An 11,925-nucleotide genomic window follows, 5' to 3' on the forward strand; every position below is an offset into this window, starting at 1 on the left:
CTACTCTCCGAAGCTCTGGTCGGAAAGATTCTGCCTGATCCGGTGCTTGCCGGTGGCGATGACGTGGATCAGGTGATCGGTCAGGGCGATGGCCAGGATGACGGCACCAAGCAGCATCGCGCTCTGGGGAATCCAGAGGGGGGTGGCATCCTGTCCCTGGCTGACATCCCCGAACTTCCAGGACCAGTAGACGAAGCGCCATCCATACCAGACGAAATACCACATGACCGCCGCGCCGATCGCAAAGCACCAGACGTCAAGCCATCTGCGAACCTTCCGGGGAACGGCGTTCAGCACGATGGAGACGCGGATATGCGCGCCGTGATTCAGGGCATAGGCAAAGGCCAGAAAGCTTGCCGCGGCCATCATGTATCCGGCATAGGCGGTCGCGCCGATCAGGACGCCGCCGGTCCAGCGGGCGGCCATCTGGGCCACGATCAAGGCGAGAATGCCGATCAGGCACAATGCGGCAACGCCCCCCGCCAGATTGTAGATTGCATCGCAAACCGTTCTGACGCCGCGCAACTTTCCCACGATCATTCCCCCGTCCAGGTGCAAGAGGCCACGGAAGCGCCGGACGACGGCGAAGGCCGTCCGGCGAAAGGATCACTTTTGCATGGCCCGGAACTTGTCCACGATGGCCTGACCGGGTTCGCCCGCCGTCTCGAGCCATTCCGAGGTCATGGTTGCCCCGATGTCCTTCAGTTCCGCCTTCATCTGATCGCTTGCCGGCTCTACCGTCATGCCGCCCTCGCGCAGCCCGTTCAGCGTGAACTGGGTGTATTCCTTCGCGCGCCAGGTTCCCGCATATTCCGCCAGCGCGCCACAGGCGTTGATCACGTTCCTGTTCGCCTCGGAGGTCTTGGCCCAGACGTCCGAGTTGATCAGGACGTAGTTGCGCGGCAGCCAGGCGTCCACCTCGTAGAAATAGTTCAGGCTTTCCCAGACCTTGCGGTCGTAGCCGGTCGCGCCGGAGGAAATCATCGCATCCGCCACGCCGGTGGCGAAGGCCTGACTGATCTCGGCGGCCTCGATCTGGACCGGAAGCATGCCCGTCAGTTCGGCCAGCCGCGCGGTCGCGTTGCTGTAGGACCGGAACTTGACCCCCTTCATGTCGGCGATCGATTTCGTCTCGTTCTTGAAATAGAGACCCTGCGGCGGCCACGGCACCGAATAGACCAGGGTCATGTTCTGCTTGGCCAGCAACTCGGTCAGCGCCGGTTTCGCGGCTGTCCACAGATCGGCGGCCTGATCGAAGGAGGTGGCGAGAAACGGAATGGAATCGACGCCGAACAGCGGATTTTCATTCTCGTGCGCCGACAACAGGCGCTCTCCGATCGGAACCTGGCCGGTCTGGACGGCGCGCTTGATGTCGTTGCCCGCAAAGAGCGAGCCCGAGGGATGCGTCTTGATCTCGATTTCGCCACCCGTCCCGGTCGTCACGCAATTGCCGAATTGTTCGGCCGTCACCGAGTGGTAGTTGGTCGCGGAATAGGCCAGTGGCATGTCCCAGACTTCCGCGAAACCGGGGGCCGCGACGCCGGCAAGTGCGGTCGCGGCAAGAAGCGTGGTCAGTTTAGTCATGTCGATCTCCCTGCTTTTTCTATAGTTTCAGTCCTGTCGTGCGTTTCCGGCCATCGCGAAACGTGCCGGAGAGTAAGGGCCCATGTCGATATCGGGCCGCCTGCCCGAGATAAGCTGGGCCAGCAGACGGCCGGTTTTTGGCCCACCGGTCAGTCCGACATGGTGGTGACCAAAGCCGAGATAGGCGCCGCTGACGGTCGGCGACGCGCCGATGATCGGAATGGAATCGGCCGGTGCCGGACGGTGCCCCATCCATTCGCGCGTTTCCTGCGCGGCAAGGCCGGGAAAGGCCGCGACGGCCTGCCGCCTCAGCAGGGCAAGGGGCGCCCGGGACGCAGGCGGCTCCAGTCCGCCGAATTCCACCGTGCCCGCGACCCGCAGCCGCCCCTCCATCGGCGTCGCCACGAATTTTCCCGAGGCTACCATGACCGGTGCCTTCGGCGCCATGTTCGGCGCGACGAATTCGACGTGATAGCCGCGTTCGCTTTCCAGCGGAACGTCGATGCCCAGCTTGCGGGCCAGCGGGCGCGACCATGCGCCGGTGCAGAAGACCGCCGTATCGCAGGGCAGGATTTCGCCTGTGGCGCGCAGACCGGTCACGCGCCCGTTCTCTTGCACGATGTCGCTGACATCAGCCCTCAGGACGCGCCCGCCGAGGGATTGGAAATGGGCCGCCAGGTCCTTCACGTAGCGGCCCGGGTCGGTTATGCGGCCGTGACCCGGCAGACGCACGGCAAAGCCCAGATCCTCGGACAGAGCCGGGTCGAAATCCCGCAGCGCGCGGCCTTCCAGCTCGTCCCAGGCAAAGCCGTTCGCCGCACGGATGCCCCAGCCGAATGCGTCGGCCTCGAAATGCCTGCGATCCCTGTAGGCATAGAGATAGTCACATGGGGTGATCCGGTGCCGGGCCGGGGTTCCCGCGGCCAGTTCCTGATGGTCCGACAGGCTGGCGCCGAGGATCGGTGTCAGCGCGCGGGCGATGCGGCGCACGTCCGGATCGTTGGCATGGCCCATATATCGGCGAAGCCAGGGCAGAAGCCTGGGCACATGGCGCCATTTCAGAAACAGGGGTTGTTCGGGATGGAACAGCATGTGCGGGGCCTTGCGCAGCAGGCCCGGAACGGTCACCGGAACGACGGCACAGGCCGCAAGCACACCGCCATTGCCGAAGCTGGTGCCTTCTCCGGGTCCGGCACGATCCACGAGCGTGACCTCATGCCCGTCGCGACGAAGCCAGATCGCGGCCGAGACGCCGACGATGCCTGCGCCGACAACGATGATATGACGCGCGCCCTGCGTCATGCGGCGCGGCCGATGCTGGATCGCAGGGCGAATCGTTCCAGGATTTCGGCCGAAGGCGACATGCCCAGCCCGGGCGCATCCGGCACCACGACGGCACCGTCCCGCAGGGGAAAGGGTCCGTCGAGAATGTCCTGCCTCAGGTAGTAATGCGCCTGATAGAATTCGCAGCCCAGCGTGATGGCGGGGGTGGCGGCGATCATGTGCGCCCCGGCCAGATGGGCCAGTCCGGTCTCGAACATGTCGCCGCCATAGGCCGTCAAACCCGATGCTGCCGCCATCTCGGCCTTCTGCCGGGCGCGCGAAAGGCCGCCGGCCTTCATGATCTTGACGGAAACCCCGTCGCAGATGCCTTCGCGGACGGCCCGCAGCATGTCCTCGGGGCCAAAGACGCTTTCATCGGCCAGCAGCGGCACGTCGATCGCATCGCGGATCCGCGCCATCAGGGTGAACTGGCCGGCGCGCACCGGTTGCTCGATGAAGCCCGGCGCCATTTTCGCGACATCGCGGACCCGCGCCACGGCGTCTTCCGGGCCCAGCCCCTGGTTGAAGTCCACCCGGATCTCGATGTCGGGATGATCGGCGCGGATCCGCTCCAGCCGCATCATGTCAAAGCGATGCCCGCGCACGCCGGCCTTCAGCTTCACGATGCCCACGCCGTCCGCGGCCAGCCGGTCCACGAGCGCCAGATCGGCCTCGAAATCCGGGTCCGCAAGCGAGCAGGACAAGGGGATCGTATCGCGGCACTTTCCGCCCAGCAGCGCCCAGACCGGCACGCCGGCGATCCGCGCGCAAAGATCGAGCAGCGCGGTTTCAAGCGCGGCCTTGGCTTCCGTGGCATGGGCGACCGCGCCCGCGGCATCGGCCATGATCGCGCCCACATGACCCACCGGCCGATCCAGGACATGCGGGCGGATATAGCGGTCCAGCGCGGCAAAGCCTGCCTCGGCAGAGCCGGTGAACGGCGCCCAGGTGGCGGCTTCGCCGTAGCCCCGTTCGCCGCCCTCGGCCGTCAGGCGCAGGATGACGCTTTCGCACGACCCCGACACCGCGCCAAGACCGTGATCGCGCCGCGAGACGACGGGCAGCCGCAGATGCCACAGATCGAAGCCGGTGACGCGCTGAAGAAGATCGGGGCCGGCCCGGACGATGGCCTCCGGGCGGTCCGGATTGTCTTCGTCTGCGTCGTCCTTCGGGCCGGTGCTGGGTCGCATGGGTTCGTCCGACATCACCAAGAACCTCGCGTTGCCGTGCCGGCCCGTGCCCCGTCCCGCTGCACTTTCGCGGGGCACCATTCCCGTTGCGCGAATGCTGCGGGACATTTGAAGACCGCGCGCCCGGATGCGTCAACCTGAAATCCGCAGCCATCCCGGCCCGCCAGCGCCGGTTCCCGGCTTGGCGCGGCCCCTGGGGGTATCATCGGGGGCGGCATCATTGCTTCACCAGCAATCGGCGGGGCGATTGCGCGAAACACTCGGCGCCTGTCCCGGTGACCGCGAAGGTTTCGGAAATGGTCATGCCATAGCTCTCGCGCCAGATCGAGGGGATGCAGTGAAAGGTCATCCCGGCCTCGAGAACGGTCATGTCCCCGATGCGCAGACTGGCCGTCAGCTCGCCCCAGGTGGGCGGATAGCCCAGTCCGACGGGATAGCCGATCCGGCTGTCCTTCTCGACGCCGTGCCTGGTGATCACGCGCTGCCAGGCCTCGGCCAGTTCGCCGCATGTGGCGCCGGGACGGACGGCGGCCAGGACAGCCTCCAGCCCCTCGGCGATGACGTCCGACAGGCGCCCGAGCTCGTCGGGCGGCGTGCCAAGATAGATGCAGCGCGACAGGGGGCTGTGATATCGGTGCCGAACGCCGCCAAGCTCGATGTAGAAGATGTCGCCCTCGGCCAGCGGATCGTCCGTCCAGGAAAGATGCGGGGCCGAACACATCTCGTTTGCCATCGCGTTTGGCGGCTTGCAGGGAAAGGTGCCGCCGAATTCCGGCAGCCCCGAAGTCGTCACGCGATAGACCTCGGCCATGACGTCGCATTGGCGCACGCCCGGTTCCGCGGCCTCGAAGGCGGCCCGTTGCGCCGCGGTCGCGATCTGCCCGGCCTGGCGCATGTAGGTCAGCTCCCGCTCCGACTTTACCATGCGGCAGCGGTTCACCAGGAGAAAGGCGTCCTCGAAGCGGGCCTTGTCCAGACGCGCGCGCAGGATGTGGTCCCAACGCGCGGTGTAGTAGTAATCATCGGTTTCAACCCCGATGCGGCCCTTCTCCAGCCCCATCGCGATCAGCGTGTCGGCCACGAAGTCCATCGGGTGAAGACTGTCCGATCCGACGAACCGGTCGGGATAGGGGACGACATTCTCGGCGGCAAGATAGGCGGTGAATTTCGCGCCGACCGCATCCATCTTGCGGCCGATCCAGACCGGTTCATCCAGATCCGCGGCGACAACGACCATCTGCGGCGTGTAGAACGACCATCCGTCATATCCGGTCAGCCAGTTCTGGTTGGCCGGTGACGCGACCAGCAACAGGTCGATGTCCCGGTCGGCCATCGCGCGCTTGACCAGCCGAAGGCGCGACAGAAACTCGGATCTCTCGAAAAGCGGCATGATCTGACTCCTGTTGCGACATTCGGGTTTCGGGCGGCCGGTCGGTGTCATCTGTCTCCAAGATCGAAAGCGCGCGTGATGTCGCGATCCAGCAGACCCTTGCGGATGCGTTGGCTGGGCGTGCGTTCGAAGCGCTCGACCCGTTTCCAGTATCGCGGCACATGCGGCCGGGGCAGGTTCTCGCGGCTCCACGCGGCCAGTGCCGCCGGATCGTATTCGACCCCCTCGCGCAGCAGCACATGGCACAGGATATCATGGTCCCCGATCCGCGATGGCACGCCGGTGACGGCAATCTCGGCGATGTCGGGATGGGCGGCCAGCGCCGTCTCGACCTCCCAGGCCGAGATATTCTCGCCCCGGCGGCGCAGCGAATCCGTCGTCCGCCCCAGAAAGTAGAGATGTCCGTCACGATCCCGCCGGGCCAGATCGCCGGTAAACAACCGGCCATCCTTCAGCAGTTTCGCGCTCGCCTGCGGATCTCCGAGATATCCGGGCGTCAGCAGCCCGGCCTGACGTTCGCGCACCACGATCTGGCCGGTGGCCGCGCCGTCGAGGACATGGCCCGAGGCATCGTGCAATTCGACATCGAACCAGGGAACGGGCGCGCCGATGGCCCCTTCGGTGCCGTCCAGGTTGATGGTGGCAAAGCTGGATGCCTCGGTCATGCCATAGACTTCGCGCAGGGGAACCCCGAAACGGGACTGGAATGCGCGCCGGATATCGGCCCGGCAGCCGCCCCCGAAGCCAAGTGTCACGGCGTGGTTCCGGTCCCCGGCCGATGGCGGCGCCCGCAGCAGGATCTCGGGGATGCCGCCCAGATAATGGATCCGGGTCACGTCGTGGCGGCGCACCTGATCCCAGAACCGGCTGGCGCTGAACCGGGGCACCAGCACCAGCCGCGCCTGACAGGCAAGCGCGGCGATCAGCAGTTGCGGCCCGCCGATATGGTGCATCGGCTCCCACATCAGATAGCCGGCGCCGACCGAGCAGTCGCTGGCGATCGCGCAGCCCGCAGCCGAGGCCAGAAGCATCCTCTCGGTCACGATGACGCCCTTGGGCGGTCCGGTCGTGCCCGAGGTGAACAGGATTGCCCGATGCGCATCGGGATCGTCCGGCGGTTCCAGGGCCGGTGGATCGGTGGGAACGCCGCCCCAGCCGCTTGCCTCGAATTCCACGATCCTGCCTGTCTGCCCCGTGTCGGCGGCGCGCAGATTGGCCACGGCCCCGGCGCCGGCCAGGATCAGCTTCGGCGTCGCCACCGCCAGCGCATGGACCAGGGACGGTCCGCGGGCCTCGGGCGACAGCGGGATCCAGACGGCGCCGGCCAGGGCCAGCGCCAGGACCAGCGCGACATGGTCCGGACCGGGGTCGAGCATCGTGACCACGCGGTCGCCGGCGGCGATGCCCTGCGCGCCCAGATCGGCCGCTTGCTGCAAGGCGGCCGCGGCGAGGGCGCCGACGCTGATCGCCGCGCCCCGATGGATCAGCAGCGTGCTGTCGGGTGCCGCAAGGGCGCGATCGCGCAGCAGGGTGCCAAGGGTGCCTGCGAAAGGGGGCTGCAACGGGGCGGGGGGTGCGGACATCTGTTCAGCCCTTGCCGCGTTTGCCCAGAAACTTTCGCGTCCCGGCATGCATCTCGCCGGATTCGAAGGACAGCCGGTGATACCGCTTTGCCGCGGCGATCGCTTCATCCAGTCCGGGCTCGAGGACTTCGAAAAGCCGTTGCTTGATCAGGCTCATCGCTGTCGGGGGCTTCGCGCCAAGCTCTTGCGCCACGGCGATGGACCGTTCCAGCACCTGGTCCTGTTCGACGATCTCATGGATCGCGCCCAGGCCAAGCGCCTCGTCGGCCTTCATCAGTCGCCCGCTCAGCGTCAGTTCGACCGTCCGGGACAGGCCCAGCATCTCGCGCATGATCCAGGGCCCGGTGATGCTGGCGATGCCAGAGTTGATTTCGGGCTGCCCCATGCGGACACCCGAATGGCCGATCCGGATATCCGTCAGAAGCACGAACTGAAAGGCCGACCCGGCGGCGACACCGTTCAGCGCCGCGACCACCGGCACCCGCAGCGATCCAAGCGCGCGGTAAAGTCGGGCGAAGCCGTCGATCCATTCCTCGGCCCTGCCGGTATCGAATGTGCCCAGCTCGTCCAGATCCTGCCCGGCGCAGAAGGCCCGGTCGCCGGCGCCGGTCAGCACCACCGAGCGCACGCCGCGATCCGAAGCCGCCGCCGTCAGCCGTTCCACCAGCCGGGCGCGCATCGCTTCGGTCCAGGCGTTCAGGCGTGCCGGGCGGTTCAGCGTCAGCACCAGACACCCCTCCCTGCGGGTTTCCATGATGTCGTCGTCAGCCATCGGGCTCGGGCTCCTTCCTGCGGGTCGTCGCGCTCATGCGGGCGCTTTCGGCGCGGTGCTGAAATCGCGTGGCCGCAGCCCCGCGTGAAACCATGTGACCAGGGAATAGATGTCGTAGACCGGCAGTCCGGTGGCCGCCCGGACCGCGGTGCTGTAGGGCGACATGTTCGTGCATTCCAGGACGATGGCGCCGACTTCGCGATGTCGCGCGACAAGGTCTTGCGCCGCCGCGACGACATCCGCGCAGGCCAGCGCCAGATCGAGATCCTGCTTTTCGGCCCTGATGATGGTGCGAAAGAACTCGGTGCCGTTCTCGGTGCCGCGGATCGGAGTATCGGCCGGCACCCCTATGCCCTCCAGATGCGCGATCGTCAGGCCCGGCGCATTGATGGTCACAATCCCTGCGCGCCTGCCCGGTGGCAAAGCCGCGTCGATCCACGGCACCTGCATCATCGCCGAGGTTGCGACGGGCACCCGGACCGCCTCGACCAGTTCCTTCTGAAAGATCGAAAGGAAGCCGCAATTCGTCGTGATGCCCTCGGCGCCAAGATCGACAAGATCGCGGGCGGCAGCGATGAAGTCGTCCAGAAGACCACGGGCTGCGTCGCAGACCACGCGGTCCGGGGTGGCGCCCCGCACGATCCGGTACATCACCGGGAACGGCCAGGTCAGGGCGTTGCCCATCTCTCCGTAGACGCGCGGAAAACGCGCCTCCAGCATCAGGATGCCAAGGGGCGCGCCATAGATGGCCTTGCCGCCCGTCGCGAGATGGGTTCCGGGCGCGCCGAACGGTCGGATCGGGTCGGACATCAGCGAAATCCCTTTGCGCCGAAGAATGCAGGATCGTCGCCCGCAACCAGCCGGGTCGCAAGCCCTCGCCCGCGCGCCCGGCCCAGAGGCCGGTCAGCGGCCGCCGTGACATCAGCCCTCATCCCGTCCTCCTTTCGCTCAGCCCCCGCCGATCGCGCGATGTTGCCGTCTCGGCCCGGTCGGCCAGACCCTCATCCCATCCACCGGCGCACCGGCGCGTTCGATTCCTCCAGCGGCTGCACGACCACATCGACAAGCGTCGGACCGTCATGCGCCACCGCTTTGGCCAGCACGGATTCCAGATCGGCGGGGTCTTCCACCCGCCAGGATTTCACCCCATAGGCGGCGGCCACCGCGGCCTGATCCACGCCGCTGAAATCGACGTTGTAGTAGCGGCCGCCCTTGTCATCCTTCTGGCTTGCCTTGATCCAGCCGTAGCTTGCGTTGGAAAAGACGACGAAGGTGATGGGCGCGCGCGACCGGCAGACCGTCTCCAGTTCGCCGCAGGTGAATCCGAACGACCCGTCCCCCATCAGCGCGACCGTCTTGCCCGATGGCCGGCCGAACCACGCGCCCAGCGATGCCGACAGCGCATAGCCAAGCGCGCCATGCGCGCGGTTGGTGATGAAACGGCGACCCGCCAGCGATTGTCGGTAATAGGCCGATGCATAGGGACACGACGTTCCGGGATCCGAGACGACCGTCGCATCCGGGGCAAGCACCTTCATCAGGGCGGCGATCACGCGCTCGGGGCGGATCGGTCGGGCGTCCTCGGCGGCGATCCTGTCAAAGATCGCGAATTTGCGGCGCTTGATGTCGGCCACGGCCGCCGCACCGCCAAAGGTCGCGCCGCCCTGCCCGCGGCGGTCAAGCTGGGCATTGGCCATGGCCAGCGCCACCCGCAGATCCCCCACGACGCCGACCTCGGTCGGAAGGTTGGCCCCGATCGCCATCGGATCGACATCGAAATGGACGATCCGCGTGCCCGGCGACGGGGCCTCCCAGCGGGCGGTGGTCGTCGAACCCGCGCGGCACCCCATGAAAACGACGAGATCGGCCGATTGCATCATTTCCCAGGTCTCGTCGGTGCCTCCGTTCGAGCCCACGACGCCAAGCGCGCAATCATGCGTGTCGGCCAGCGAGCCCTGACCCGAAATCGACGTGGCCACGGCGATGTCCAGACGCCCCGCAAGACGGTCCAGTTCGTCCATCGCGCCGGAAACGACAATGCCACCGCCGCAGACGATCAGCGGTTTGCGGGCCGAAAGGATTGCATCCACCGCCGCTTCGACGGCCTCGGCCTCGGGACCCGTGCGATAGGCGGGATAGGTCGCAAGCCCGCGATCCGCCCAGATGTCCGACGAATCCACCGGATCGTATTGAATATCATAGGGCAAACCCAGATGCGCCGCACCCGGCCGGCCCGTCGTCATCGCACGAAACGCCGCCCGGACCATGCGGGGGATGTGTTCGGCCTTCCGGATGACGGTATTCCACTTGGTCAGGGGGCGCATCAGGGCCTCCTGATCCACTTCGGTCAGCGGGTATCTGCCGTAGGTCGAGACCGAAATATCGCTGGTGATGGCCAGCGTCGCGATGGAGCTTTCGGAAGATTCGATCAGTCCCGGCAGGATATAGGTGGCGCCGCCGCCCGATGGACCTTCGCAGATGCCGGGGCGGCCCGTCACCCGGGAATAGCCATCGGCCATGTACCCCGCGCTGCGTTCGTCGCGGGTCAGGACATGTTCGATATCGTGGTCAAGCAGATGCATCGCGTCATAGAACGGCAGGCTGGTATCGCCGCATAATCCGAAGATGTGCCTGACATCGTGGGCCTGAAGCATCCGGACCATCGCCTCGGCACCATTCAGCTTGTTGTCCAGGACCGTCCCTCCGCTTCCACCCGCCGCGCCGCTTGAAGCCTTCGTTGTATACATCGATGTCTACAAGACACCATGCACAGCCGGTTTCATCGGGTCAAGCCGCCATCTGCGGGCATGGCGCCCGGGGATGCTCTGATGCCATGCGTATCGTCCCCCTCGGGCGGCGGATCCCATCTTGCCGGGCCGGCTGCGCTAGCCGGTCGAAAGCGTGTAGACATGCCCGTAGGCCGCCTTGATCGCGGCAAGGATGTCTTCGTTGCGATGCAGAATGTGTTCTCTCATTCCTGCCATCGCCGCCCGGTCATCGCGGGCCTGCATATGGTCGAGGATCCGGCGGTGTTCGGCCTGTGTGCCCTGACGCCGGCCTTCCATGGCGATCCAGCGGATAAGGTGAATACGGTCGTTGAGGTTGCAGAGGGTCTGTCGCAGCACCTTGTTGCCCGCCAGCTTGGCGATGGTGTCGTGAAAATGCAGATCCAGCTCGATCAGCCTGTCAACCGACGCATCGGGCGATTCCGCCATGCTCAATTCGAGAAAATCGGACATGCGGGCAAGGTCCGCGTCCGTGGCGCGTTCGCAGGCCATTCGGACCGTGGCGCATTCGATTTCCAGCCGCGCCTCGAACAGGTCGAAAACGACCTCCGGCTCCAGGCCGGGAATGGAAAGACCGCGGCCGCTGCTGACCAACAGCCCCTCGGCCGCGAGGCGGTTCAGGGCTTCGCGCAACGGCGTCCGGCTGATCCTCAGCTCGTCGGCCAGCAGATTTTCGTTTATCTTCTGGTTCGGCATGAACTTGAAACGCAAAAGCCGGTCGCGCAGCATGTCATAGGCGCGATGCGATGCCGAGGCCGTGACCTTGCCTTTCGACGGCTTGCTGGGTGTGGTCATGGCGGCGCCCCTCGCATCTGGCGGTCATCTGATGTCTTCTGCCGATCGCGGAACAGGCAGGATGATCCATCGCGGCGTCTCTGTGTCGGTCCGAAGCGCGGACCTGGCCGGCCCCCGGTCATCGCCCGTGGCGAACCGGTCCCCCGACGATCCCTAAAAGCCGAGACCTAAATTGACCCGCCCTGCTTGTCGATAGGCTGCCGCGCCGGTGCCCCTACCCGGCCAGCACCCGCACCTGTGCGACCGAGGCATCGGCGCGGCGCACCGCCATCTGCAACCGGCCCAGCAGATGCGTGCGCACATAGGTCGCGTGAAAGCGGCTGGGCGCGGTCAGGATCAGGCATCCGGCCTCGACCCCGCCATCGGCCAGCCCCGCCAGCCAGGCCTGGAACAGGGCCGGATCCTCGGCCGCCAGGATTTGCCGCGCCCTGCCCCACAGATCACCCGCCGGCGCCGTCCGGCCGCGCCGGAACGGCACCACCGTCTCGTCATGCGGATCGCC

The 11,925-nt window shown here is 66.5% G+C and carries 10 protein-coding genes and 1 pseudogene; all 11 read right to left on the reverse strand.

Annotated elements, in window-relative coordinates:
* Complete coding sequence (locus tag B4A72_RS00940; RefSeq protein WP_292952835.1) at positions 1-540, reverse strand: TRAP transporter small permease; 540 nt, start codon at positions 538-540, stop codon at positions 1-3.
* Positions 541-606: 66 nt separating this feature from the next.
* Positions 607-1,584 (reverse strand): TRAP transporter substrate-binding protein, encoded by a 978-nt coding sequence (locus tag B4A72_RS00945; RefSeq protein WP_292952838.1) that lies wholly within the window; start codon positions 1,582-1,584, stop codon positions 607-609.
* 27 nt (positions 1,585-1,611) lie between these two features.
* Positions 1,612-2,886, reverse strand: coding sequence for an NAD(P)/FAD-dependent oxidoreductase (locus tag B4A72_RS00950; RefSeq protein ID WP_292977964.1), 1,275 nt, complete (start codon positions 2,884-2,886; stop codon positions 1,612-1,614).
* Positions 2,883-4,112 (reverse strand): enolase C-terminal domain-like protein, encoded by a 1,230-nt coding sequence (locus B4A72_RS00955; RefSeq protein ID WP_292977965.1) that lies wholly within the window; start codon positions 4,110-4,112, stop codon positions 2,883-2,885. The genes B4A72_RS00950 and B4A72_RS00955 overlap by 4 nt, the downstream gene beginning before the upstream one ends.
* A 202-nt stretch (positions 4,113-4,314) precedes the next feature.
* On the reverse strand, positions 4,315-5,487 hold the full coding sequence (locus B4A72_RS00960; protein ID WP_292977966.1) for a M24 family metallopeptidase: 1,173 nt from the start codon (positions 5,485-5,487) through the stop codon (positions 4,315-4,317).
* Between the two features lie 47 nt (positions 5,488-5,534).
* The gene (locus B4A72_RS00965) at positions 5,535-7,070 is read right to left on the reverse strand and encodes an AMP-binding protein (RefSeq protein ID WP_292977967.1); all 1,536 of its coding nucleotides are present in this window, start codon (positions 7,068-7,070) and stop codon (positions 5,535-5,537) included.
* Positions 7,071-7,074: 4 nt separating this feature from the next.
* Positions 7,075-7,842 carry an enoyl-CoA hydratase/isomerase family protein gene (locus tag B4A72_RS00970; RefSeq protein WP_292952852.1) on the reverse strand — a complete coding sequence of 256 codons (768 nt, stop codon included), beginning with the start codon at positions 7,840-7,842 and terminating at the stop codon, positions 7,075-7,077.
* A gap of 33 nt (positions 7,843-7,875) precedes the next feature.
* On the reverse strand, positions 7,876-8,652 hold the full coding sequence (locus B4A72_RS00975) for an aspartate/glutamate racemase family protein (RefSeq protein ID WP_292952855.1): 777 nt from the start codon (positions 8,650-8,652) through the stop codon (positions 7,876-7,878).
* Between the two features lie 191 nt (positions 8,653-8,843).
* Complete coding sequence (locus B4A72_RS00980; protein ID WP_292952858.1) at positions 8,844-10,589, reverse strand: thiamine pyrophosphate-binding protein; 1,746 nt, start codon at positions 10,587-10,589, stop codon at positions 8,844-8,846.
* A 138-nt stretch (positions 10,590-10,727) separates the two neighbouring features.
* On the reverse strand, positions 10,728-11,423 hold the full coding sequence (locus B4A72_RS00985) for a GntR family transcriptional regulator (protein ID WP_292952861.1): 696 nt from the start codon (positions 11,421-11,423) through the stop codon (positions 10,728-10,730).
* 214 nt (positions 11,424-11,637) lie between these two features.
* Positions 11,638-11,925: pseudogene (locus B4A72_RS00990) on the reverse strand (hypothetical protein); the annotation flags it as partial.

The sequence above is a fragment of the Paracoccus sp. UBA5162 genome (assembly GCF_002413585.1).
In the GTDB taxonomy this organism is placed as follows: domain Bacteria; phylum Pseudomonadota; class Alphaproteobacteria; order Rhodobacterales; family Rhodobacteraceae; genus Paracoccus.

Bases quoted from the DNA above. Each gene is read 5' to 3' on its own strand.
- B4A72_RS00940 (WP_292952835.1), bottom strand. From the start codon at position 540: ATGATCGTGGGAAAGTTGCGCGGCGTCAGAACGGTTTGCGATGCAATC.
- B4A72_RS00945 (WP_292952838.1), bottom strand. From the start codon at position 1,584: ATGACTAAACTGACCACGCTTCTTGCCGCGACCGCACTTGCCGGCGTC.
- B4A72_RS00950 (WP_292977964.1), bottom strand. From the start codon at position 2,886: ATGACGCAGGGCGCGCGTCATATCATCGTTGTCGGCGCAGGCATCGTC.
- B4A72_RS00955 (WP_292977965.1), bottom strand. From the start codon at position 4,112: ATGTCGGACGAACCCATGCGACCCAGCACCGGCCCGAAGGACGACGCA.
- B4A72_RS00960 (WP_292977966.1), bottom strand. From the start codon at position 5,487: ATGCCGCTTTTCGAGAGATCCGAGTTTCTGTCGCGCCTTCGGCTGGTC.
- B4A72_RS00965 (WP_292977967.1), bottom strand. From the start codon at position 7,070: ATGTCCGCACCCCCCGCCCCGTTGCAGCCCCCTTTCGCAGGCACCCTT.
- B4A72_RS00970 (WP_292952852.1), bottom strand. From the start codon at position 7,842: ATGGCTGACGACGACATCATGGAAACCCGCAGGGAGGGGTGTCTGGTG.
- B4A72_RS00975 (WP_292952855.1), bottom strand. From the start codon at position 8,652: ATGTCCGACCCGATCCGACCGTTCGGCGCGCCCGGAACCCATCTCGCG.
- B4A72_RS00980 (WP_292952858.1), bottom strand. From the start codon at position 10,589: ATGTATACAACGAAGGCTTCAAGCGGCGCGGCGGGTGGAAGCGGAGGG.
- B4A72_RS00985 (WP_292952861.1), bottom strand. From the start codon at position 11,423: ATGACCACACCCAGCAAGCCGTCGAAAGGCAAGGTCACGGCCTCGGCA.